The following is a 22259-nucleotide window of genomic DNA, read 5'->3' as shown; positions in this document are numbered from 1 at the left end:
TTATCGCGAAGCTCGGTCCGCCGAAGGAGACGTACGATCTGCCCGACGGTGGCAAGCGCCTCATGTGGCCTACTCAGCCGCCAGCGCGCGAATCAATAGCCGCGCTGAAAACAGTTATCAGCCGGCGCGCGAACGTGAGCGACGCACGCGCGGCTTCCGTGATCCTGAACGCACGCAGGTTTTCTGGTCGAGCTTCGGTCCGATCCGTCAGCACTTCGCGCTCAAGCGGCACCTGCTGTGCGCCTCACTCTGTCGCAACCAGCTCGCCACACGCTTCGCCGCCCGGCGTTGTTTCACTGACGCCGCCCAAATTCCGTCCGTTTTCTGGGCAGGCGTCTGTCCTCTCCGCTATTGCGTCGCCAACAATTAATGTGGCAGCGCGACAGGGGGCAACCCGCGCTGCGATGACGATTGATTTTCGCTCTCGACGCGCTCAACGATGGTCAGACGCAGGCGTCTGGCCTGCACCCGCGGCATCAAGGTACGCATCGACCGCGCTGCCTATGGTCGGATGAAAGCACGCATCGGGAAAGATCGGCGACAGCTCCAGGCGCCTGAGCTTGTCACGGACGGGGTCTTTCATCTCGGCGAAATGCAGCTCGATGCCGCGGTCCTGTAACGTGCGGTGCAGCTCGCGCAGCATGTCGGCCGAGGTGACGTCCACGCTCGTCACCGGCTCGGCAGTCACGACGACTCGTTTGACGGGCGTAGTGGCCTGCTGCGCCGCCTCGATCACGCGCTCCTGGAACAATTCTGCGTTCGCGAAGAAGAGCGGCGCATCCCAGCGAAACAGCAGCAGTCCCGGAATCTGTGTCGCGTGCGGGTAACGCTTCATGTCATGATAGCCGCGCAGTCCGTCGACGCGGCCGAGTACGGCGTAATGGGGACGCCATCCGTCCCATAGAAATTCGATGATAGCGATGACCACCGCAATGCAGATGCCGGGAATCGCGCCGAACACCGCGACGAAGGCGAAGCAGCAAATCGACAGCCAGAACTCCCATTGCTGAATGCGATAGATGCGCTTAAGCTCGCTGAACTCGAAGAGGCCGATCGCCGCGGCGATCACGACTGCGGCGAGTGCGCTACTCGGAAGATGGCGCAGCAGATTTGGTCCCGCGAGCAGAACGGCCGCGACCGCGAGCGCGCCGACGATGCCCGTCACCTGCGTCCGGGCGCCTGCAGCTTCCGCAACCGGCGTGCGCGATGAACTGCTGCTGATCGGAAAGCCCTGGAAGAGCCCGGTTGCGAGATTGGCGACCCCCAGTCCAATCATTTCCTGATTCGGATCGACTCGCATGTTGGAGCGCGCGGCAAACGTGCGCGACAGCACACTCGTGTCGGCGAAGGAAATCAGCGCGACCGCGCAACCGCCCAGCAGGATGCGCCCGAAATCGACGTCGCTTACAACGGGCAGCGCGAACGTGGGCAATCCCTGCGGAATGGTGCCTAGTACTTTCACGCCCATGCGATCGAGCTGGAACACGCTCACGCACAGCGTCGCGAGCACGACGGCGATCAGGATGCCCGGCACCTTGTCAAAGCGCTTGAGCAGCAGAATGAGCGCGAGACTGCCCGCGCCGACCGAAAAGCTATACCAGTTCGCCTGCCCGGCGCCGACAGCTTTGATGAGATTGAGCAGATCCCGCAGCGGCCCGTGATCTTCGAACGATATCGCAAACAGCTTCGGCAACTGGCTGATCAGTACCGTCAGCGCGATGCCGTTCATGTAGCCGTATCGAATCGGCGTGGACAGCAGCTCAGTCACGAAACCGAGCTTCAACACGCCGAAGACGACGCACACAAGTCCTGAGATGAGCGCCATCATGCTCGCCACGGCGATCGCGCGCGACGGCTCCCCCGACGCGCTCAGCACGACGACAGCGAGCACTGGTGCGGCGAGCGCGGAGTCGGGGCCAAGCACGAGAATGCGGCTTGGGCCGAAGATTGCATAGGCGAGCAGCGGGACAATGGTCGCATACAGGCCGCACACGCCGGGCACGCCCGACGCCTCAGCATAAGCGACGCCGACCGGAACGAGCATCGTGGTCAGCACAAGGCCCGCGGTGATGTCGTTCCTGAGCCACGTGGCGTGATAGCCCTTGAGCATCGCGACGCCGGGCACATAGCGCAGCCACCTTTTGGGGATGCTGTCGGCGCGCTGCCGTGGTTGAAGAGGTTGATCGGATGACATGGTTCGTGGACAAAAACCCACTCGCGGTTGCACCGCTCAAAAACTGCCGTCAGGCCGGGGATAGGGTATCGCCGCAAGGACCCGGATGACGCAAAGGCACACAACGTTGCACGCGGGCTCACGCCATCTGGCGCAACAGTAACGGGAGCGCAAAAGCGAGCGGGAAACTTCGGGGTCGGCGTAATCGAAGACGCGCGGCATTGCGGTGCAAGCGATGCCGCAAGACGCCCATGTCATCCGCCAATCATCGCCCATACCCCTTGTGACGGGAGGGGTCGTGCACGCCGTGCATTGTCCCCTTCCACGCATCGTCGGCGTGTCGCTGGGCATTTTTGAGTGTGCGCGTAATGCGAGCGTTGGCTTTGGGCTTGAACGCTGAAGTCAGGCCCGAAAATGCCCGTCGGACAGTTTTCGTGGTGACCATGGTGGGCTTCCAGTCATGTCGGTGAAAGTGAGTTTACGCGGTTTTATGCTGCCTGTCGCGTGTCGACATCGACGATGCTCGGGCATACGCGCATGGGGTCGTCAGTGATGGCGCAGCCAATTCGGACACCTCCTCCCGTGCGACTGGCGCCCCGGTATGCGGGAGCAAGCCGAGCACGTGACAGTCGGCATGATCTGCGGCCTGAATTTGACGGAGGAGGGTGATGGGGCATCGGCACCAGTACGGCGAGGCGGGAGCCTGTCAGATTTTTAGTGTGTCGAGGTCATGAGACGATAACGGAAATAACGTCCAATGACCGAAACAACAGTGACCAAGAAGAGCAAGAACCCGAAGGCGCCGAAGCTGTTCCCCGATGAGCTGATCGATCAACTGCTGGCGCAGGTGCAGAACAGGAACGCCGAGTCGGTTCTCGGGGAATCGGGCCTGGCCGGGCAACTGAAGAAGCAACTGGCTGAGCGCATGTTGGCCGCGGAGCTGACGCATCACCTGGAGAGCGAGGCGGAGCAAGGCAGCGCCGGCAACCACCGCAACGGTACGAGCCGCAAGACAGTGCTCACACCCAACGGCGAACTGACGCTGGATATCCCGCGAGACCGGCAGGCGACGTTCGAGCCGCAACTGGTCGGCAAGTACCAGCGCCGGCTGGCGGGATTCGACGACCACGTCATCAGCATGTACGCGCGCGGCATGAGCGTACGCGAGATCCAGGCTCACCTGCTGGAGCTGTATGGCCTGGAAGTGTCGCCCGATCTGATTTCCACGGTCACCGACGAGGTGCTGGCTGAGGTCGAGCAGTGGCAACAACGCCCGCTCGACGCGATGTATCCGATTGTGTATTTCGACGCACTTCGACTGAAGATCCGCGACGAGGGCACGGTCAGGAACAAGGCGGTGTACCTGGCGCTGGGCATTCGGGCTGACGGCCGCAAGGAAGTGCTGGGCTTGTGGATCGAACAAACCGAAGGCGCCAAGTTCTGGCTGAAGGTTTTCAACGAGTTGAAGAATCGCGGTTTGCACGACATCCTGATTGCGGTGGTCGACGGCCTGCGTGGGTTCCCGGAGGCCATCGAGGCGGTGTTTCCGGCCGCGCAGATCCAGACCTGCATCGTGCATCTGATCCGTAATTCGCTGAATCTGGCGAGCTGGAAGGACCGTAAGCCGCTGGCTACCGCGCTCAGGCCGATCTATCAGGCCGCCTCGGCTGAAGCGGCGGCCGCGGCGCTCGAGGCCTTTGCGCAAAGCGAATGGGGCCGCAAATTCCCTACCGTCCCGGCCATGTGGCAACGCCAATGGGAGCAGGTGATTCCCTTCTTTGCCTATCCTCACGAGGTGCGTCGAATCGTTTATACGACCAACGCCATCGAGAGCATGCACATGCAGTTGCGCAAGATCGTCAAGAATCGTGGCCACTTCCCGAGCGACGAAGCCGCCAGCAAACTGCTGTATCTGGCCTTGCGCAACATTGAAAAGGATTGGAAGATGCCGCCTATCACCTGGCGGCAAGCTGTCAATCAGTTCGCCATTCTGTTCGGTGAGCGATTCACCGCCGCCATCAGCTGAGATTTTTAACCGGCCTCAGCACACGAAATTTCTGACACCTCCCGAGGCGGTATTCGGTGGCCCCGTGATACGCCCTGTAGAAAACGCCAATCTAAGCGGTGTCGTCATTGGCGCGCCAACCCAGGTGCATCGCGCCGGCATTGGCGCTCTGAAACCGCGCTTCGCGTGGAACTTCAACGGTAGTCCAGCTTACGCGCGAGGAGTCCACCTGACGCGAGCAAGTTACCTCGGCCAGCATCAGTGTGAAAATGTCGGCTCCGACCGGTCAGTATCTCCCTTCCCGGCTGGGCAACATAGGCGCCAACCGCTTGGGGCTCGGGCCAGAAATCGGCGTCTCGGAGCCCTATGAAAACTGTTCTTTGACCCGTCGGCCGGTGCGCGGTTCTTCATGCCGCGCGGCAATCAAGATGAGAACGGAGCGTCAGTGAGAATGAGAGGACTGGCGTAGCGGCAACGTGTCATGGCAGTTCTCATCGGACACGGCGCCGTAATTGGTCCGTCGTGTTACCAGCTAACGGCGCCTCGTTGGGCTTACGTACTTGGCCCATGCCATTGACGGGCAGCACGGTCGATATGGCATGTTTAAAAACAAGTTGCGAACCTGAGCCAGACACTAGCAGAATTGAAAATCTGTCAAAGGCGGCCAGTTGACCGCTCAGTCTTATGCCGTTCACAAGGAACACGTTCACGGCGGCCTTGTTCTTTATAAGCATGTGCAAAAAATCGTCCTGTACGTCCTGTACGTCCGGGCGTGTAGTCATGTTCGAAGTCCATGCGATAGATGCTTCGGTCGTACCGGCGACACCTGAAGCCACCGAGCCAGTCCAGATAAGTGCGTTAGTCTCACCCGGCGGCGCTGATCGCATGGCGCGAACACGGACCGGGTGCATTTCTCCGGTCATGGCGAAGGTAGCATTATCGCTCTGCCCTAAGCGGATACTGCTCGAACGCGCCAACCAGGGCAGGACACAAGTATTGCGAGGCAACGAGAATAAGATTGTTATTCTATCAACGAGCCACGCGAAAACCGCGCGCTCTTTCGACTAAAGTACTTAGTGGGGCACATCCGAATTGCCCAAAAAAAGGGCCGGCATGTGCCGCTGGCGTGTCGGGTTGGTTTCTCACAATTGACGAACTGAAACGCCTTAACAGATTGAAGGCGACTCATGGATATGCTGCAAGCCATACGTGCCTTTTCCCGAGTTGCATCAGTTGGCAGCTTTACGGCGGCAGCGCAAGAACTCAACCTCGTTACTTCTCAGGTTTCGCGTGCTATCGCAGATCTTGAGACGCACCTGCAGGTACGTCTGTTGCAGAGGACGACCCGGCGCGTGGCATTGACTCAGGCAGGGGAGCGATATCTTTCGCACTGCGACGTGATACTGAATCAGTTGGCACAGGCGGAGGCGGAGGCATCGGAAGTGGGCGCTGAACCGGCCGGAACACTTAGGATCGGCGTATCCGCGAGTTTTGACCGATATCACCTATCAGGGCTACTTTCGAGCTACCTGGAGCGATTCCCTCAGGTTTCGGCGAGCGTGACACTGTTGCCGCAGATGCAGGACGGGCTGCCCGGCGACTACGACGTCGTACTGCTTTGCTCGTCGGAACCGCCCGGCCCTGGCATAGTCTCCGAGCGACTTGGGGCAGTTTCTTCGATCCTATGTGCTGCACCCGTCTATCTGGCGCGATACGGCGTGCCAAAGACACCTTGCGACCTCAAACAACATCGGTGCTTTGATCACGCCGGCGACGTGTCATCCGGGCAATGGCAGTTCGAGGGGCCATTTGGCCACGAAACGTGTTCGGTCGGCGACCCGATTCTTCATAGCGACCTGAGCGATGTACTCGCTGATGCAATTGAGGCTGGTCTTGGTATAGGCCCATTGCCGCTGCGGGCGGGGATGCAGAAATTACAGGCTGGAACAATGATGCACGTCTTGCCCAGGTACAGGATGCAGGCGCGCAATGCCTACGTGCTTCTTTCTTCGCCGCGCTCTCACGATAAGAAAGTAAGTACATGGGTCGAATTTCTCAAGGAAACATTACCCCAGCGTCTCGTACGGGACGAGGCCGCGTTCACGCCTCACCTGGCGCCGGCCTCTGGCGATGAAGCAATGTCCGCACACGACGTACAAAAAAGAGGAAACCAGGATGCCTGATATGAAAGCTACTTTTGGAGTCGGAGGGACAGAGAGTGGATAGAGGTCCTAATCCGAGAAAGTGGTGACCGTCCACGGTGACGCGTCCTCTTGCAAAGTCGACAAGATGACAGCAGAAAAGCCAACCTGCGGGCTCGCGTCCTGGGGCCGGCTTCGTGCCGCGGCCAGACGTCACTGGCCGCATCCAATGCATTTCTCCTAGAACTTGTGACGGATACCCAGGCTGATAATCGCTTGCGAGCTGGATCCTGCCGTTAATCCGTATGAGCCAACCGAAGCATCCGCCGTGACGTGGCTTCCGTCGGCCGCTCGTTGCGTACCGTTTGCGTGCTGGTAAGCGCCAATCAGGTACAGGTCGGTACGCTTCGACAGGAGGTAGTCCGCACCCAGCGAACCCTGGTGATACGTAGCCGACGTGTCGCCAGCGCCGTGCGTGTAGATGTAGCCCAGACCGATCAGCATGGCAGGCGTGAGCTGGTAACCCGCGTAGCCGCCGGCGACGTGAAATTTCTCCTGATTCTGGAAGAGCGAGAAGCCGTCTGGCTTGTACTGCGCGAAGCTATAACGGATATTGAAAGTGAACGGACCCGTGACGTACTGGGCTGCTGCCGATGTGATGTCGATCGACTTGGCCGATGAGTATCCGCCGTTGATGGCTGAGTCGAACGTACCGTCGGACGTTGCGCTGGACCCCCAGTGCGACAACGAATTGCTCGTGCTCGCACGGCCGGCCGCCGAGTTAGCGTTCTCCATGCGGATGTAACCGGCTGCAAAGCTCAACGGACCAAAGGCGTACGTCGCCGCACCCGACCACGTCTGGCCTGCGCCCGTTGAGCCCGCAACGCCGCCGAATGCATACATGCCTTCGAACTGGAAGCCGCTCCACACAGGCGATACGTACTTGACTGCGCTGTTGGTACGGGAGCTGTTGTCATTGTTGTCGACGTCGCCCGGCGTCGTGAACGTGCTGCCGAAGTAGTTATCAGCCGTCAGCGGCTGGACCATATCGACAAGCGGGTCGTACTGGCGACCCAACGTGAAGGTACCGTACAGGTCCTGCGTCAGGCCGACGTACGCCTGGCGGCCGAACAGGCGACCGCCCTGGTTCAATCCGCCAGTGTTCACGTCGAAACCGTTTTCCAACTGGAAGATAGCCTTCAGGCCACCGCCCAGGTCTTCGGTGCCCTTCATGCCCCAGCGGCTGCCCTGCAGGTTGCCGGCGTACGTTTGAAACAGATGATTGTTCGCCGAGTCCGCGTGGTATACGTACTGGATTGATTCATCGATCAAGCCATACAGCGTCACACTGCTCTGTGCATGCGCTGCGCCTGTTGCGCCGAGCAGCGCAAGCGAGAAGGTCGACAATGCGATTCGTTTCATGCGTTTCTCCCGGCAGGATGATTGTTGTTGCGAACATGAGGGTAACTCCGCATCGTTCGGTTACCGAAGCAAAAAAAGTAACCTGTCGTGAATTTCTGACACTGACGCATATTTGTCCGAGGAAAAGAATCGCCGACGGATCAATTTGGATTGCTCTGTTTCCGCGGTTTCTGTGGCGACCGCTTAAATTCATGCGCGTCACCTTGTACTAGACGGTCGGCTGGCGCGACGCATGGAAAGGCGTAGAACGAAGCGCGAGAATCGGGGGGGCAGATTCGTCAGGAATCCTTGCTTCCAACGTCGGCTCACGGTCTGTTCAGTTCACGTACCTCATGTGCCGTGTGCCCGAAGAAGGCGTTCGTGATTAAATCCAGCGCGAACCAAGGCTGCATTGATTGTCGTCGCCGCCATGGACCGGGAGTTATTTCTGACGTTCGGGAAGAGGTAGTTGTCAGCGTTCGTAGGTCGAGTATTTTCTCGAACTTTTTTTAAAAATCTCAATTGACTGTGAGCTGAGTGGCACGACGTGCGGACGCTCCATCTTCATGCGCTCCGCCGGGATGGCCCATATCGCTGATTCAAGATCGATCTCCCTCCATGTCGTACCTCGCACCCCGATAGTACGCACTCACGTAAGCAACAGTAAGTGCGCCGCTAGACGTGTGCGCTGAGTTCCCGTGACAGAAAGTGCCTCCATCACGTGCTTGAGCTCATCAGCTTCCAATGCCCGATTGTGGCGCGTAGGCGGAAGTGTTACTACGTCGGATGGTTTAAGCGCCGCAACAGGATTTGCGTCGACCCGCCCGCTGATAATCGCTCGCCTGAATATTGCGTCGAGGTGTTGGCGCAGACGTATTGCGATATGAGGAGCACCCTCGGCCTTGCGTTCATCTTGCGCAAGCGCTTTGCGCTTCGCAATCGATTGCATCAGGTCATAAACGTGTGCCACCGTGATATCACGCACCGGCGTTTCGCCGAGTGACGAACCCTTCACGTAGCGTGTAAGGAAACGGGTAGCTTGCCCATGGTAGTACGCTGTCCAGTTGGCACGGTTGTCATTCAGCCATTTCCCGCATACCGACCAAAGCGTGTTCTTCTGATGTGCGACAGTCTGCTGTTGAAGTTGCTTCTCGTGCGCCTTCGGGTGGATGCCAGAAGCCACCAGCTTGGCCGCAGCGTTGCGGAGTTCGCGAGCGTCGGCTATTGAAACATCAGGAAATCGGCCTGGAGTGTAACTGCAGTCCTTGCCATCCAACCGATAGTCAAATTTCCAGACTTTCGAGCCGGGGACCGAGACACGCAAATACATAGAGTCTCGGTCGCGGATTTTATAGGGCTTACTCCGCCGTTTGGCGTTTTGCAGGAGTGGGTAGGTGAACCTCATGGAGTTCTCCTTGACGGATACCTACCATGAGCCGCAAATTACCCGCAAAACTGCCGGAAGCACCCGGATTTCTTCGGCTTGCGTCGGATCCGCCGGCGGTTACAGGATGAGCAACTGCGGCCAAAAAATAGCGCTTGATCCATTCGCTGTAACCCTTTACCAGAAAGCCTCCCGAGCGCTCCAGGTACTGCTGGCGGGACGTTTCATACACTCCCCGCAGTGCGTACCAGGGAATGTGAGGCAAGTCGTGATGCACCAGATGATAGTTATTGTTCAGAAACAGAAGACGCCAGAACCACGCCGCTTCGTTAATAACGCTGCGATGCTCATGCGCTTGCGCCTCGCGATGTTCCTGAAACGAACGGATCGAGCTCAACGACAGCGCTCCATAGCCCGCGCCCACAAAAAAGACCCACGCCGGGATCCCGCACGCATGTTGCAGCCACGCTGCGAGCGCAGCAACGGCGGCGAAGTGCGCGAGCCACAGTGGAATATCGCGCCAATCGCCGCATTTGATCTTGCGCAGCGCGTCCACGCCGGCCGCCGCAATGGAGAACGCCGGCCCGACCAGCAGACGGCCGACAAACGTATTGCGGAAAGTCAGCAACGCGCGAATGGACCAACCGGTGTGTCGCCAAACGAGCGCGCTGACGAAATAGCTTTCAGGGTCGCGTTCGGAATGCGTCAGATGCGGATCGTCGTGATGCCGAAGATGTGAATCGCGATAGATGCCATACGGAAACCACACGGCAAGTGGCGCGAAACCGAGCAGGGCATTGACGAACGGCGAACGCGTAGGGTGCCCATGCAGCAGTTCGTGTTGCAACGACATGTACCACGTGCCGAGCACGGCGAGCAGAAGCGTCGTGAGCGGCAGTCCGAGCTCGCGCGCATGTGTCGCCACGCCGAACCATCCCCCATAGATCGTGATGATCAGTGCCCAGGTCGGCCATTGCGTGCGCCATGTCCAACTTGTCGCCAGACGGGCGACGGTGTTGCGTTGCGTGTCGTCGAGATAAATCGCCATGAACAGGATCGGTCGGAATGCAGGTTCAGACCGATCCTACGGACCCCCGCGCGTTGCCAGAACCAATTTGTTCAGCAATGCATCTGTGAAAACGTGAAAAGGCGGCCGGCCCTAAGCGCCTGCGAGCCTTCAGGGCTTGCTGGTCAGACGCTCAGCGCGCGTCCGCCACGTGGCAGGCGTGATCCTGGAGGCCTTCGGCCGAGCCGCTGCCGTTGTCCACGTCGATCCCGCTGTTGACGATCAGCCAGCCGTCCTTGTCAGCGGACGGTCCCGCGCCGGTCACGAGAATGGTTTGCCCGGCCATCGCCGCCGCGCCCTGGTTGTCTCTCGCGACGATGCGAAACGGGTTGTCGGCGCCTTCAAGCGAGGTCACGCGCATGATGCGGTAGCGATCGCCGTCGAGCGTATCCCAGCGCCATTGATCCGGTGAATCTTTGGCGTGACGCGCGAGCGCTTCGCTGATATCGGCGCGCATGCAATCGATATGAATATGCAACTGGTTCTGCGTGCGGCGATATTGTGAATTGATTTCGAGGCCGAGCTCATTGTCGGGCAGCGAGCGCTTGACCGATTTCTCGACGTAGGTCCGCGCGTCCCACGCGTCGGCCCAGTAATCCTGCGCATGTGGTGCAAGCACGAGCGGGCTTTCGATACCGGTAATGCGGTCGGTCGGAATCAACAGGTGCTGCGAGCGTCCGACGATATCCTTCAGGATAGCGTAGCGTTTGTTCAGATCGACAAACGTGCATTGACCCGGCGTGCCGGTGGCTTGCTGGGACGGCACGCAGCGCAGATCGACGATTTTCCACAACGCATTCGAGTCGACCGCGGCGAGGCGCGCGCATGCGCCGGCGGCCAACGCGAGGGTCAACGCCGCGGCGATTCGCGCGCCATGGCGCAAGAGGGCCCGCCGCGGGAGAGCGGGCATTAGAATTTTCATCGGCGGATTCGTTGAGTTTTTTGGAGGTGTTGTGAAGGTGATTCCGGTATCAAAGCACCGGCGCCGGCAATGCGCCAAGCAGCTGTTCGAACGCAATGCCGATCGCAAGAAGACGCCGGTCCTCGCCGAGCGGGCCGTCCAGTTCCAGTCCGACCGGCAGGCCGCTCGCGGTCATGCCCGCAGGCAGTGAAAGTCCCGGTATGCCCGAGGTGCTGGCCGGATCGGTGTTGCGCAGGAAAGCGTCCATGGTGTCGATGGCCGCCGAGCCGTCGATCGATACGACCGACGAACCGTTCACTTCGTCGATCGGCACGGCGGCGAGACGCGTGGTCGGGAACAGCAGCGCGTCGAGGCGCTCGTCGGCGAAGGTCGCGGCCATGTACTGCTGCAAGCGCGGCCGCCAATGATTCAGCGCGTCCTCGTAGCGCTCGCCGAGCACATCACCGAGCACGGCGTCGTAGATCGCGCGCACGTCCGGGCTGGCAATGCGGGCCGCCAGTTCGACGACGGTTTTGACGGGCGCGTCGTTGGCGACGAGCCAGGCGAGCACGTCGTCACGCGGCTCATGGATCGCAATCGGGCCGCCCACCATGGCGTTCAGATCATCCAGTTCGCTCATGGCCACCGGCACGAACACCACGCCCGCCGCTTCGAGCTGCTGCAACGCGGCCCGCGCGACGTCATCCACCTGCCGCTCGAGTCCTTGCCAGAGCGGCGCGGGCAAGCCGATGCGCAAGCCGTTCAACGCGACATCCGGCAACGCGCCGGCGCCGGTGATCACGCCGTCGAGCAGCGCAATATCGGCGACGCTGCGCGCCATCGGCCCAACCGTGTCGCGCGTATGGCTGATCGGCACCACGGCGTGCGGATCGTGATAGCGCCGTTCGACGCCGCCATTGCCGACCGATGGACGAAACCCCGCCGTGCCCGTCAACGCGGCGGGAATGCGCGTCGAGCCGCCGGTGTCGGTGCCGAGACCCGCGGGTACGATGCGCGCGGCGATCGCCGCCGCGGTGCCGCCCGACGAGCCGCCCGGAATCAGCGAGGGATCGTAGGGATTGCGCACCGGGCCCGCATGCGTGGCGAGGTTCGTGCTCGTGATGCCGAACGCCAGTTCATGCATATTCGCCTTGCCGAGCACGATCGCGCCGGCGTCGACGAGGCGCTGCACCGAGGGCGCGTTGGTCTTCGGTATGAAGCCTTCGAGAGCCGGCGTGCCCGCCGAGGTCTGCATGCCCGCCGTGTTGATGTTGTCCTTCACGACCACGGGCAAACCCGCGAGCGGCAAGCGGGCCTTCTCGGCGGCGGGCAAGGCGTCGATGCGCCGCGCGGCGGCGAGCGCGCCGTCGAGGTCGAGCGTGGTGAGCGCATTGAGGCTCGAAAGCGCCGCCGCGCGCGCGAGCAAGGTGGCCACGTAATCGGCGGCCTTCAGGCGGCCGGACTGGATCGCGGCGACCGCTTCGGTGGCGGTCAACGCGAGTTGTTCATCGACGGTCCATGTCATGGCCGGCGTCTCCTTGTCCTGATGAGGTGTCCCGGCGCGCGGGCTTCATGAAGCGCAGGGCGAAGCGGGCCAGCGTGGGCACCAGCCTGGGCCGCAGCAGTCTCGCATCGTAACCGCTCATGCGCCGGTCATTTTCCGCGAGGCAGAGCGCGAACAGGTCGGGCGCATTCATGGCCTCGCCGATCACACCGCTGCTCGCGGGCAGAAAATTCGAATCGTGCGCCATGCCTTTCGCGTCGATGCCTCGCGCGATCGCGAGGCGCTGCCAGATGAGCACCACCCAGATCGCGGCCACGCGCAGCGAATGCCACGGTCTGCGCCACAACGGCATGGTGCTCCGATACCACGCGACCCAGTTGATGAAAAACAGAATGTGGCGCGCTTCCTCCTGAATCACAGGTTCGAAAGTCTCGACCAGCGCCGCGGGGAAAAAGCCCGACTCCTGCGCCGAGCGGAATAGCCCGAACGCAAAGAAACTGTCGATGCACTCGCTATAGCCCGTGCGCATCCATTCCCATTCGGCGTCGCGTGGCGGCGGATAGTCGGGCTCGGGCGCGATCTCGATGCCATAGGCGGCGATCAGCCTGGACAGCACGTGCTTGTGACGCGCTTCTTCGTCGCCGCCCATGGTGATGGCTTCGCGCAGCAGGGGATCGCGCAATTGCGCGGCGTAGGTATGAACGGCGATCGACGCGCGGCCTTCGGTCTGCACCGCGATGTCCCAGATAGGCAGCGAACAGAGCCGCTCAAGCGCATCGGGCGGCAAGGGCGGCCAATCGAGCACGGCCGGTTTATAAGGGTTGTGGGTTTCAAGCAGCATGCGGCAAAACATCTGCTTGTGCGCCTCGGAACCGATCTTCACGCGGGCGGGGTCGCGGAATGTCCAGTGGCGCAGGGTACGGTCTTCGGCAACATCTGTCAGTGTGTCGGACATGGCAGGCGTACAGAGGGCGAACTCGATGTGTCGCCCATTCTGGCACAACCGTTCAAAATCCGATGCCTGGCGGCGCAGGCTGGCTGGCGCCGCCCCCAACGTACATGAAACCGGAGACGCGATCGGTGACGTTACTGATGGTTATCGATCCACATGCGTCCCCAACGAAATGCGTAAGCCAGTGCGTGCTCTTCGTCGAAGAAATAATCGAGCGCGTCGAATGAATAATGCTGCTCGTGATTGGCGGAAGTTTTCTCGATGGTCAGATTGGCGGCGAACAGGCCGTTCGGTAATTGTTGTGCGGCCGGTGCAACTTCATAACCCTTGTAGCGAATATGTGCGTTCATGATTTTTTGCAGTCGTTATGCCCCGCTTGCGTCGAAAAGGCCGGCACTTCGGACGCAACCCCTAGGGTCACGCGGCCGGTAAATCAGCGGGCAGGATCAAGCCTAGGCCGCGCTGCGCAGCGGGTGAACCAATCTTTTGTCGTAAGCAAATCTGAAGGGAAGTGTGCAGAAGCCCCGATCGGATCATATTCGCTGTGTTCGAACACACTATCCGGCGTAGCGGGATACGGGTCTGTTATGTGCCGCACGTTCGCGCGAACGACCGCGCCGTGGGCCGCCCAGGCGGGTCCACGGCGTTGCGGGTCCGTTAGTGGAAGGGGATTTAAACCGCGTGCAGCAGGCGCGCCGGTTGTGCTTCCTTGAGCGCGTTGCCGGCCGGCGGCGCGGCGGCCGCCGTGCGGTGCGCGTTGAACGCCAGCGCGAATTGCGCGGCCTGCTGGCCAACGGTGGCGAGCTGATCGACCACCTTCGCGTCGGAGCAGGTGTCGACGGTATCGAAGCGCGTTTCCAGCGTATTGATGCCGGCGCCGAACGGCGTGGGCCAGCCGCGCAACGCGTGGACGATCGAGCGCAACGACGTCAGCACCGAGCCCGCGGCCTGCCAGCCATAAGCCGTGACGATACAGCCCACCGCGCGGCCATCCAGATACGGGCGCTCGTCGGCGCGCAGTTCCTCCAGCGTGTCGAGCGCGTTCTTGACCAGACCGGACACGCCGCCGTGATAGCCGGGCGTGGCGATGACGAGCGCGTCCGCATGGCGCACGGCCTCGATCAGTTCGAGTTGTTCGTCCGTGCGGTGAGCCTGTTCCGGCGCGTAGTGGGGCAAGCTATGCAGGAAGGTGCCGCCGAACAGGCGGGTGTTCGCGCCGGCTTCCTGCGCGCCGCGCAACGCGAAGCCGAGCGCGCGCTCGGTCGACGAAGCGGCGCGTGTCGTGCCGCCAATGCCGATAACGAGCGGCCGGCGATGATGATCGAAACTGGTCAACGAAATGCTCCTTCGGTAGCGGCTCACGGTGCGCCGGCACGGGGCTGCGCGCGGCGGACCGGGGCGAACCGGACTTTGAAGCGTTATCTTAATCAGCGCCGGGCCCCGCACGAAGTGACTTTATGTTCTAACGATATAACCGCGCGGCGTTTGCCGCAGCGGCGGCGCGCCTGCCTTCGGCGTAGCGGAGCCTATGCCGCATGCGCTGCAAAACACTTGAAGCCTCGCCGGATAAGCATATGGCGAAGCATTGTTTGGGGGCGCGATGACTCACGGCTATGATCGAATCGTCTCCTCCATGACACCTCCTTGACATGGGACTCGGCCCCGCCACGCACATGGCGGGGCCTTTTTTTATCCGCGCTCCGGGCGGTTTGCGGCCTGGCCACTTCACGATAAAGCCGTTTTCTGCATGTTACGATCGTCCGCAAAGCCAAAAACACGGCGAGGTCGAGCAAGCAATGGCAACTCTTTATGACACCCTCGGCGTGCCCACGCACGCCACCGACGAAGAAATCAAGCGGGCTTACCGCAAGGCCGCGATGAAGTGGCATCCCGACCGCAACAGCGGCGCCGAAGACGTTGCGCGCGCCACCTTCCAGGAAATCAAGGACGCGTACGCGATCCTCTCCGACGCCGCGCAGCGCAAGGTGTACGACGCGGTCTACGCCGAGCAGATGCGCGGCTGGGAAGCGCAGCACGCGCGCCAGCGGAAGGCGCAAGCCGAGCGCGAAGCGGCGTCGCGCGCCGCCGATGAAGCCGCGTACGCGGAGATGGTCTCGCTCGCCATGCGTTTCGCCGACGAAGGCCACAACCGCGATGTGCTGTTCGGCGTGCTGCTCGGGCGTCGATGCGAGGCGCGGCGAGCCGCGCAGATCGCGGACAGCGTGTCGGCGTTGCAGGCCGCGCGGCGCGAACCGGCGAAGGCCGAAGCCGAGCCGGTCGCGGCGGATGCGCCCGAGAGTGCCGATAGTTCGGTCGCGACCGAGGCCACCGCAGCGAAAGATGACGCCGCCGCACAGGCTTCGCCAGGTCACCGCGCGCATCAGGACAAGCGCGAGGAACCCGTCGGCGATACGCATCCAGCCGGTGCCCTGAGCGGGCTCTGGTTTCAGTTTCTCAACGGCTTGCGGCTTTGACGCATCACGCCGGTTGTCCGGCGATCCGTGCGAGTTCGGCGGCGAGTGCGGCGACGAGTTCGGCGATATAGGCATCGTTCAGCCCGCAGTCCACGGATACTTCGGCGCACAACCGCAGCCGTGTGACGAATAGCGCCTTGGCCGGAAGACCATAGAGGTAGACCGAATTGATATAGAGAGCGGGCTTTAGCGTTCGAATCCGCACTTCTAGAATCAAAGACAACGTCCGCAGCCTGGGTCGCCGGCGTCGCCCGAACGCCGCCTCGAGAGCGACGCTTGCTCATTGCCACGCGGTCCTGCTTCGTTTGACTTCCACACGGTCAATTCCGGGAGGCACGACAGCCATGTTCACTTTCATCGTAGTCGTTGCGGTGGCGGCGTTTATTCCCTACGTCGCGGCACCCAGCATCGCCAATGGCGTCAAGGCGATCAGCACACCGCCCGCGGCCATGAGGTTCGATACTTCGCCCGCCGCGGCATCTGGCGGAAGCGACGCGGCCAACCGCATCGTGTCCGGCCGACACGAGAGCGACGCTTCGGTGTGACTGCCCGATCCCGGTTTGCTCCTGCCGAAGGCTGAATGAAAGCTTGACGCTTGCGCTGGTAGACTTCGGCGCACGCGCGATGCGCGGTGCCCGTAAGTCGGCAAGTCCTGGTACAAATTCTCGTGGCGCAACAAATTTGAACATCGTAGTGTCACGAGGGCGCAAGACTGAGCCGGCAGAATTGCACGCAGAATCAAACAAAAAGACACGGGTACGGGGTAAGCGTGATCAGAAAATATAGGGTGCTGTTTCTCTGTCGCGAGAATTCAGCACGCAGCATCATTGCCGAAGCTTTGTTGCGGGAACTGGCGGGACACCGGTTCGACGCGTTCAGCGCGGGTCCGGAACCGGCCGCGCGGGTACATCCGTGCGCGGTCGCGCAATTGCGGCCGGGCATCTCGGACCTCGGTATTCTCAGTCCGAAAAGCTGGCTGGAATTCACCGGGGAATGGGCGCCGCGCATGGACCTCGTCGTCGCGCTGGACGAATCCGTCGACGCACACCACGCGCCCGCGTTTCCCGGCGAGCCTGCCACCTGCACCTGGACCCTGGCCGATCCGCTCGCCGACGGCATTGCCGAATCCGAGCGTGCACGCCTGTTCGAGAAGGTGTTCTGGCAAATCGTGCGGCAGATGAGCGCGTTTATCGAACTGCCGCAATACGCGGCGCCGGCCGGCGCTGTTGCAACGGCCACCATTCCCGCGTTGAGCGCATCGACGCAGCGCGTCACGACATGCGACGCGTGAACCGGGGCGCAGGCGCTGCCTCAGTCTGAATCAGCACGCGGCAAAAAGCCGGCAAAAGTCATTGCGCGGTTTTCGTGGGACTTACGCGACAACGCATCACATGTGTGCATGGCACAGGTACATGCGTGCTTGCGAACGCACCGAACCGGCGGTTTCCCACGGAGGAATTGCGGGGCGATTTCTTTACGCTAGCGGCTGAATGATACGGTGGTCTATCGATTGTTCGAACGCGCGAGCGGGCTTCCGGCGAACGGGTCGTTCTGCCAGTCCACGCGTTTTTTCGGCTGCGGAGCAGGCGCCGGCGCGGCCGACAATTCAAAGTGGTCGATGGATTGACCTGCGCTGATTGCCTGTTTGAGCCATTGAGGCATTTCGCCCTGGCCGTCCCAGCTATCTCCAGTTGCGCTGCGGTAGCGTCCGGGCTTTTGCGCGGCCGGCTCGGATGCCAGCACTGCAGCAAGGTCTTCTGGTTTGATGCCAAACTCTTCCATGCGATGGCGGAGATACGCAATCATGCTATCTCGCTTCCTTTCGTCCATAAGATATTCGTCCTTCTAAAACGTCCGGCGTTCTGTCAATTACAGATTGCAAGGCAAATCCGCGAATGCATCGATCCATATGAATGGGGACGGCCCGCGGTGTGGTTAAGATTGAAGGAAATCCTAAAGGCAGCGTTTAGAAAACGCCGCTCAAAAATAGCGCGGTGCAGCATCTGGCTGACCTGGCCGCCAATCAAATTCAAGGGTATCGATCAGTGAATATTCAAGCGCTTCGCCGTGCGGCAAGGAAGGCAGCGTATGACTCACGCCAGGCCTCATGCTAACAAGGGGAAAAACGGTATTGACGATGCACTGATTGCGGCAGGCCGGTTTCATCTCCACGCTCCGTCTCTCGCCGGTACTTCACGCGGGGCCGATTATTGTCGTTATGTCAGCATCATAACGCACTGCGCGACCAAAGCACGTACCGGTTTGGGTGATTTTGTGCAAATCTCTTCTTTCCAACTACTTCGGCTGCGGCAAACGGGCCGGGTGTTCCGCGATTGAATTCCTGAGTGGCCGAGCTATAAAGAAATGAGCGGAGCCAAAATCCGTGCTTCCAGCCTGCGGCGACCGATTCCGGCTAGCCGCGAGAACGCGTCCGACATCGGTTGCAGGTCTGGCAACTCATTACTCGTTTAGTTCGATGACTCGCCGCAGCAGTAGGCATCGGCATCGACTCGTCCGTCAGCCCATTGGGCAGCCTGACTTTTTTCGCGGATCAATTCTTTGGAGGACGAGAACTGCTGCGCCGGATTCAAGGAGTCTGGACATGAAACTACGACTATGGATGGCGCTCGCCAGCGCCGTATTCCTGCTGGTGCCGAAAACAGCGGGCGCGCTGGGCATCGAAAGCCAGCAGGGCGCCGGCGTGTCGGGCCGCGCGCTGATGCAGAACGCGAACGAATCGGCGCAAGCGACAACCGACATGTCGTTCAGCGACTCGGGGCAGGGCATGCCTGGCGCCCAGCCGGTGCAGAACGTCTCGTACGGCGGCGTAGCCGGGGGGCAATCGCAGGCGGGAGGTCCGCAAAATCAGCCCTGCATGTCTTCCGCGCCGCAATGCAGAATCTATTTTGGTCAATGACCGGTCGGTCTTTGGGAATGCGGTGCGCGTTGACGAGCACCGTATTCCCGTCAACTGCGGTTATGCGAGCACCATTGTGTTTAGCGGATGACCGGCGCGCTCGCTGAAGCGGCCCATCATCGTGTTGAAACTTTGTCCTTGCACTGCGGCGTCCTCGGTGAATCCGCGCAATTCGTCCAGCAGTGCGCGCCACGAGGCATGCCAGCGCGTTTCCTTGATGCACGCCCCCAACGAGTCCGCGATACGCAGCACGCCGTTGTCCGGATAGAAGGTGACGGTGAGCGGCATGCCGTCGATCACGCAAGTGGCGGTGCAAGGGCGGGTGGTAAGCATGGGCGTCGTCCTCTTTATGTGAGATGAGCGAGTGTTAAAAACGCTGACGTGCGCTTCAGCAAACGCTGTGCCCAGGTGACGCTCGCGCTTCGCAGCGCCTGCCGCGTGATGGTCGCGCAGGGAGTCGAGCGCGAAATCCGCGCGAATAACCCCACGCCCAACCGCGATTTTTCGGAGCGGTCAGCGAGCGAGTTAATACGATGTTATGGTGTGGTCTATTCGGGTTTTCACCCGCTGATTCTCCAGACTGCAATCGCGTTACTTCCGGCAAGCAGGCCCATATGGCCTGCTTTTTTAATCGTGCCGGGCGCTTTGCGAATGGATTAGCGCGGTGCGGCCGCTCCAATCTCACCCGTTGTTAATACACTTGCGAACAATACTATGTTGATCGAAGACAATCTGCCGGCGAGCACGGCCTCGCTGGACGATGGCGCATCGTCGTCCCTGCGTTCATGGCTGGCTGTCATGGCTGTCGCCATCGGCGCTTTCGCTTTCGTGACGACGGAGTTCCTGCCGGTCGGACTGCTGCCGCGCGTCGCCGCGGACCTGGGCGTGTTGCCCGGCACCGCCGGCCTGATGGTCACCGTCCCCGGCGTCATCGCGGCCATTTCAGCGCCCGGTCTGATGCTGGTGGCGGGGCGCATGGATCGCCGGCGAGTGTTTCTTTTGCTGACGGCTCTGCTGCTGGCGTCGAATCTGATCTCCGCTTTTGCGCCGAATTTTCTCTGCATGCTGCTCGGGCGCGCGTTGCTCGGCGCCGCGCTGGGCGGATTCTGGACGCTGGCCACGGCGGCGTCGGGGCGTCTCGTGAAGCCCAAGGATTCGGCGCGCGCCATGGCCACGATTCTCACCGGCGTGACGTGCGCAACGGTGATCGGCGTGCCGCTCGGCACGTTCATCGCGAGCTTCGCGTCATGGCGCGTGTCGTTCATGGCGACCGGCGTGTTAGTGGCGGTGGCGCTGGTCGCGCAGTTTTTCTTTGTGCCGTCCCTGCCGTCGACCGCCGCGCTGCGTCTGCGCGATCTGGTGGCGCTGCTGCGCCGGCCGCATCCACGCCGCAGCATGCTGATGGTGGCGCTCGCTTTCGGCGCGCATTTTTCTTCGTACACGTACATCACGCCTTTCCTGTTGCATAACGCGAATCTGGACATGTCGACCATCACGTGGCTGCTGCTTGGCTTCGGCATTATCGGGTTCTTCTCGAACTTCGCGGTTTCGTCGACGGTGACGCGCAACCTGAAAGTGTCGGTCGGCGCGATGGTTTCGCTGTTAATGTTCGCCCTGGTGTTGCTGCCTCTACTCCAGCATTCGACGATCGGCGTCGTCGCACTGGTGCTTGCGTGGGGCATTTCCTTTGGCGCCTTGCCGCTGTGTTTCAGCATCTGGATTCAACGCGCCACGCCGGATTCGCCCGAAGCCGGCTCGGCATTGTTCGTGAGCATCATTCAGGTGGCAATTGCGTTGGGGTCGCTGGTGGGCGGCGTGGTGGTCGACCATGTGGGGATTTCCGCCGACTTTCTGCTCGGTAGCGGCCTCGCGTTGCTGGGGCTTGCCGCGCTGGCGAGCTTCGGCCGCGGCGAACAGAAGGTCGCCGATAAAGCGGTGGCTTGCCCGGCGTGTACGGAATAATTGCCGGGTATCGGTTCAATTGTTCAGACCGTGCTCACGGCAGTTCAACCACAACGCAGAAGCGTGATCAATCGACAACGCAATCAAGTAATCAAACGTCACTTGCGGTGGGCGCTGTTCGCGATGGCCATGCTCGGTTCTGCTTCCGCATTCGCGGCCAGCTTCGACTGCGGCCGGGCACGATTGCCGGATGAAAAGGCCATCTGCGCGTCACGGCAACTGAGTGAGATGGACGTCGAAATGGCCGTGCGTTACCAGATGCTGACGGGCCTGGTTGCGATGGGCGCGCGGGGCGACATGCAGGATGAGCAGCAGGCGTGGCTGAAGTCCAGAAAAGGCTGCGGCGCTAATCAGTCGTGCTTGCTCAACGCGTACCGCCGGCGCATCGGAACGCTCAAGGACGAGTACGCCAACCTCGCGAGTCGCGGACCGTTCTGAGTGCGCTGCGTGTGTTCCAGAAACGGATGCGGGATAAAGAGCGGCGAAGGCAAGCCGATCGATCCATCAGTGAGCAGCGGAAGTGCCAGACGCGCCTCTTCCGCGCGCGACCGAACGTATCGCTCACGTCGCCGTCTCAACGCGTTACCATGAAAATCTTCCGCTGCTTACCCCCCGATTCAGGTCCCGATGCGCTCAACTTTCACCAAATGGCTTTTTATCGTCTACCTCCTCGGTAGCGGCACGCTGTATTCGATCATCATCCTGCTGCTGTTTCCCTTCGTCGGACGCGGCGGCCGGTACTGGCTGGCCAGGCAATGGTGTCGCGCGCTGGTTTTCGTCATGCGTTGGCTACCCGGCGTCTCATGTTCGATAGACGGGCTCGACAACCTTCCCGACGGTCCGGCGATCATCCTCTCGCGTCATGAATCGACGTGGGAAACGCTCGCGTTTCTCGCGATTTTTCCGCGCCGCGTCAGTTTCGTGTTCAAGGAAGAGCTTCTGCGCATCCCCTTCTTCGGCTGGGTGTTGCGTGGCCTCGACATGGTCAGCCTGAACCGCGGCTCCGCTCGACAGGCTCACCAGGCTGTCACGAAGGAAAGCGCGGAGCGGCTGGCCAAGGGCGATGTCGTCGTCATTTTCCCGGAAGGCACCCGGGTCGCGCACGATGCGCCGTTGCGGATGACGTCCGGCGGCGTTCGGCTAGCGTGCGCGACCGGCGTGCCGGCCGTTCCCGTGGTCCTCAATGCGGGCAAGGTCTGGCCGACAAAAGGCTGGCCCGAGGGCCGCGGGCATATCCGCGTGGTGGTCGGGCCGCCGCTGTCTCCGCAGGACATGACACAGCAGGAATTGAGTCACGCGGTCCACGAGTGGATGAAAAACGAACTGCTGCGGCTTTGACGATAGTCGAGCCCGCATGCGGCGCGGCGGATCGTTTGCGG

General features: G+C 61.3%; 23 protein-coding genes and 1 pseudogene. 10 read left to right on the top strand and 14 right to left on the bottom strand.

What is annotated here, in order from left to right; translation table 11 throughout:
* Positions 1-79 precede the first annotated feature (79 nt).
* Positions 80-370: pseudogene (locus B0G82_RS40160) on the top strand (hypothetical protein); the annotation flags it as partial.
* A 63-nt stretch (positions 371-433) separates the two neighbouring features.
* Here B0G82_RS40160 and sulP read toward each other — a convergent pair.
* Positions 434-2194: a sulfate permease gene (gene sulP, locus B0G82_RS21390; protein WP_121308953.1), complete on the bottom strand. Its 1761-nt coding sequence runs from the start codon at positions 2192-2194 to the stop codon at positions 434-436.
* A 736-nt stretch (positions 2195-2930) separates the two neighbouring features.
* On the opposite strand from sulP, the gene B0G82_RS21385 reads away from it, so the two are divergent.
* A complete protein-coding gene (locus B0G82_RS21385) occupies positions 2931-4199 on the top strand; it encodes an IS256 family transposase (RefSeq protein ID WP_121306985.1) in 1269 nt (422 codons plus the stop codon).
* A gap of 470 nt (positions 4200-4669) precedes the next feature.
* Here B0G82_RS21385 and hfq read toward each other — a convergent pair whose 3' ends face one another.
* Positions 4670-4960, bottom strand: a complete 291-nt coding sequence (gene hfq / locus B0G82_RS21380) for an RNA chaperone Hfq (RefSeq protein ID WP_121308952.1) — start codon at positions 4958-4960, stop codon at positions 4670-4672.
* 405 nt (positions 4961-5365) lie between these two features.
* Here hfq and B0G82_RS21375 point away from each other — a divergent pair, with 405 nt between their 5' ends.
* Positions 5366-6361, top strand: coding sequence for a LysR family transcriptional regulator (locus B0G82_RS21375; protein ID WP_116145381.1), 996 nt, complete (start codon positions 5366-5368; stop codon positions 6359-6361).
* Between the two features lie 198 nt (positions 6362-6559).
* Here B0G82_RS21375 and B0G82_RS21370 read toward each other — a convergent pair whose 3' ends face one another.
* The 8 genes from B0G82_RS21370 to B0G82_RS21335 form a co-directional block, all read right to left on the bottom strand.
* Positions 6560-7741: a porin gene (locus B0G82_RS21370; protein ID WP_116145379.1), complete on the bottom strand. Its 1182-nt coding sequence runs from the start codon at positions 7739-7741 to the stop codon at positions 6560-6562.
* A gap of 628 nt (positions 7742-8369) precedes the next feature.
* Positions 8370-9125: an integrase arm-type DNA-binding domain-containing protein gene (locus B0G82_RS21365; RefSeq protein WP_121308951.1), complete on the bottom strand. Its 756-nt coding sequence runs from the start codon at positions 9123-9125 to the stop codon at positions 8370-8372.
* Entirely contained in the window at positions 9079-10152 is a 1074-nt protein-coding gene (locus tag B0G82_RS21360) for a fatty acid desaturase (protein WP_121308950.1), read from the bottom strand. Before B0G82_RS21360 ends, B0G82_RS21365 begins: the two co-directional genes overlap by 47 nt.
* 151 nt (positions 10153-10303) lie before the next feature.
* The gene (locus B0G82_RS21355; RefSeq protein WP_121308949.1) at positions 10304-11092 is read right to left on the bottom strand and encodes a CDP-diacylglycerol diphosphatase; all 789 of its coding nucleotides are present in this window, start codon (positions 11090-11092) and stop codon (positions 10304-10306) included.
* 49 nt (positions 11093-11141) lie between these two features.
* Complete coding sequence (iaaH, locus tag B0G82_RS21350) at positions 11142-12596, bottom strand: indoleacetamide hydrolase (RefSeq protein ID WP_121308948.1); 1455 nt, start codon at positions 12594-12596, stop codon at positions 11142-11144.
* The gene (locus tag B0G82_RS21345) at positions 12577-13530 is read right to left on the bottom strand and encodes a ferritin-like domain-containing protein (protein ID WP_121308947.1); all 954 of its coding nucleotides are present in this window, start codon (positions 13528-13530) and stop codon (positions 12577-12579) included. The genes iaaH and B0G82_RS21345 overlap by 20 nt, the downstream gene beginning before the upstream one ends.
* Before the next feature lie 131 nt (positions 13531-13661).
* Positions 13662-13877, bottom strand: coding sequence for a transcriptional regulator (locus B0G82_RS21340; protein ID WP_106277508.1), 216 nt, complete (start codon positions 13875-13877; stop codon positions 13662-13664).
* Positions 13878-14199: 322 nt separating this feature from the next.
* Entirely contained in the window at positions 14200-14862 is a 663-nt protein-coding gene (locus tag B0G82_RS21335; protein WP_116120609.1) for an NAD(P)H-dependent oxidoreductase, read from the bottom strand.
* A 461-nt stretch (positions 14863-15323) separates the two neighbouring features.
* On the opposite strand from B0G82_RS21335, the gene B0G82_RS21330 reads away from it, so the two are divergent.
* Positions 15324-16001, top strand: coding sequence for a J domain-containing protein (locus tag B0G82_RS21330; RefSeq protein WP_121308946.1), 678 nt, complete (start codon positions 15324-15326; stop codon positions 15999-16001).
* A 4-nt stretch (positions 16002-16005) separates the two neighbouring features.
* Here the strand turns inward: B0G82_RS21330 and B0G82_RS40155 are convergent, their stop codons facing one another.
* Positions 16006-16224 (bottom strand): hypothetical protein, encoded by a 219-nt coding sequence (locus B0G82_RS40155; RefSeq protein ID WP_199730154.1) that lies wholly within the window; start codon positions 16222-16224, stop codon positions 16006-16008.
* Positions 16225-16345: 121 nt separating this feature from the next.
* On the opposite strand from B0G82_RS40155, the gene B0G82_RS21320 reads away from it, so the two are divergent.
* On the top strand, positions 16346-16546 hold the full coding sequence (locus B0G82_RS21320; protein WP_121308945.1) for a hypothetical protein: 201 nt from the start codon (positions 16346-16348) through the stop codon (positions 16544-16546).
* 224 nt (positions 16547-16770) lie between these two features.
* Entirely contained in the window at positions 16771-17292 is a 522-nt protein-coding gene (locus B0G82_RS21315) for a low molecular weight phosphatase family protein (RefSeq protein WP_106277516.1), read from the top strand.
* A 212-nt stretch (positions 17293-17504) separates the two neighbouring features.
* Here B0G82_RS21315 and B0G82_RS21310 read toward each other — a convergent pair whose 3' ends face one another.
* Positions 17505-17831, bottom strand: coding sequence for an H-NS family nucleoid-associated regulatory protein (locus B0G82_RS21310; RefSeq protein WP_106277518.1), 327 nt, complete (start codon positions 17829-17831; stop codon positions 17505-17507).
* Positions 17832-17981: 150 nt separating this feature from the next.
* Positions 17982-18167: a hypothetical protein gene (locus B0G82_RS39475; RefSeq protein WP_147308707.1), complete on the bottom strand. Its 186-nt coding sequence runs from the start codon at positions 18165-18167 to the stop codon at positions 17982-17984.
* Between the two features lie 436 nt (positions 18168-18603).
* On the opposite strand from B0G82_RS39475, the gene B0G82_RS21305 reads away from it, so the two are divergent.
* A complete protein-coding gene (locus B0G82_RS21305) occupies positions 18604-18918 on the top strand; it encodes a hypothetical protein (protein WP_121308944.1) in 315 nt (104 codons plus the stop codon).
* Between the two features lie 60 nt (positions 18919-18978).
* Here B0G82_RS21305 and B0G82_RS21300 read toward each other — a convergent pair whose 3' ends face one another.
* Entirely contained in the window at positions 18979-19251 is a 273-nt protein-coding gene (locus tag B0G82_RS21300) for a hypothetical protein (protein WP_121308943.1), read from the bottom strand.
* A 381-nt stretch (positions 19252-19632) separates the two neighbouring features.
* On the opposite strand from B0G82_RS21300, the gene B0G82_RS21295 reads away from it, so the two are divergent.
* The 3 genes from B0G82_RS21295 (at position 19633) to B0G82_RS21285 (ending at position 22218) form a co-directional block, all read left to right on the top strand.
* Positions 19633-20880 carry an MFS transporter gene (locus tag B0G82_RS21295; RefSeq protein WP_121308942.1) on the top strand — a complete coding sequence of 416 codons (1248 nt, stop codon included), beginning with the start codon at positions 19633-19635 and terminating at the stop codon, positions 20878-20880.
* Positions 20881-21318 carry a lysozyme inhibitor LprI family protein gene (locus tag B0G82_RS21290; protein ID WP_241974776.1) on the top strand — a complete coding sequence of 146 codons (438 nt, stop codon included), beginning with the start codon at positions 20881-20883 and terminating at the stop codon, positions 21316-21318. It begins immediately after the preceding gene.
* A 189-nt stretch (positions 21319-21507) separates the two neighbouring features.
* Positions 21508-22218, top strand: a complete 711-nt coding sequence (locus B0G82_RS21285) for a lysophospholipid acyltransferase family protein (RefSeq protein ID WP_121308941.1) — start codon at positions 21508-21510, stop codon at positions 22216-22218.
* Positions 22219-22259: the final 41 nt, after the last annotated feature.

The organism is Paraburkholderia sp. BL17N1 (assembly GCF_003634175.1).
GTDB lineage: Bacteria > Pseudomonadota > Gammaproteobacteria > Burkholderiales > Burkholderiaceae > Paraburkholderia.
This window is presented reverse-complemented; position numbering and strand designations above follow the sequence as displayed.

Coding starts and splice junctions, on each gene's coding strand:
- B0G82_RS21385 (WP_121306985.1), top strand. CDS start 2,931: ATGACCGAAACAACAGTGACCAAGAAGAGCAAGAACCCGAAGGCGCCG.
- B0G82_RS21355 (WP_121308949.1), bottom strand. CDS start 11,092: ATGAAAATTCTAATGCCCGCTCTCCCGCGGCGGGCCCTCTTGCGCCAT.
- B0G82_RS21365 (WP_121308951.1), bottom strand. CDS start 9,125: ATGAGGTTCACCTACCCACTCCTGCAAAACGCCAAACGGCGGAGTAAG.
- B0G82_RS21310 (WP_106277518.1), bottom strand. CDS start 17,831: ATGGACGAAAGGAAGCGAGATAGCATGATTGCGTATCTCCGCCATCGC.
- B0G82_RS21375 (WP_116145381.1), top strand. CDS start 5,366: ATGGATATGCTGCAAGCCATACGTGCCTTTTCCCGAGTTGCATCAGTT.
- B0G82_RS21320 (WP_121308945.1), top strand. CDS start 16,346: ATGTTCACTTTCATCGTAGTCGTTGCGGTGGCGGCGTTTATTCCCTAC.
- B0G82_RS39475 (WP_147308707.1), bottom strand. CDS start 18,167: ATGAAACCGGCCTGCCGCAATCAGTGCATCGTCAATACCGTTTTTCCC.
- B0G82_RS21360 (WP_121308950.1), bottom strand. CDS start 10,152: ATGGCGATTTATCTCGACGACACGCAACGCAACACCGTCGCCCGTCTG.
- B0G82_RS21330 (WP_121308946.1), top strand. CDS start 15,324: ATGGCAACTCTTTATGACACCCTCGGCGTGCCCACGCACGCCACCGAC.
- B0G82_RS21300 (WP_121308943.1), bottom strand. CDS start 19,251: ATGCTTACCACCCGCCCTTGCACCGCCACTTGCGTGATCGACGGCATG.
- hfq (WP_121308952.1), bottom strand. CDS start 4,960: ATGACTACACGCCCGGACGTACAGGACGTACAGGACGATTTTTTGCAC.
- B0G82_RS21370 (WP_116145379.1), bottom strand. CDS start 7,741: ATGAAACGAATCGCATTGTCGACCTTCTCGCTTGCGCTGCTCGGCGCA.
- B0G82_RS21345 (WP_121308947.1), bottom strand. CDS start 13,530: ATGTCCGACACACTGACAGATGTTGCCGAAGACCGTACCCTGCGCCAC.
- B0G82_RS21285 (WP_121308941.1), top strand. CDS start 21,508: ATGCGCTCAACTTTCACCAAATGGCTTTTTATCGTCTACCTCCTCGGT.
- B0G82_RS21340 (WP_106277508.1), bottom strand. CDS start 13,877: ATGAACGCACATATTCGCTACAAGGGTTATGAAGTTGCACCGGCCGCA.
- B0G82_RS21295 (WP_121308942.1), top strand. CDS start 19,633: ATGTTGATCGAAGACAATCTGCCGGCGAGCACGGCCTCGCTGGACGAT.
- iaaH (WP_121308948.1), bottom strand. CDS start 12,596: ATGACATGGACCGTCGATGAACAACTCGCGTTGACCGCCACCGAAGCG.
- sulP (WP_121308953.1), bottom strand. CDS start 2,194: ATGTCATCCGATCAACCTCTTCAACCACGGCAGCGCGCCGACAGCATC.
- B0G82_RS21305 (WP_121308944.1), top strand. CDS start 18,604: ATGAAACTACGACTATGGATGGCGCTCGCCAGCGCCGTATTCCTGCTG.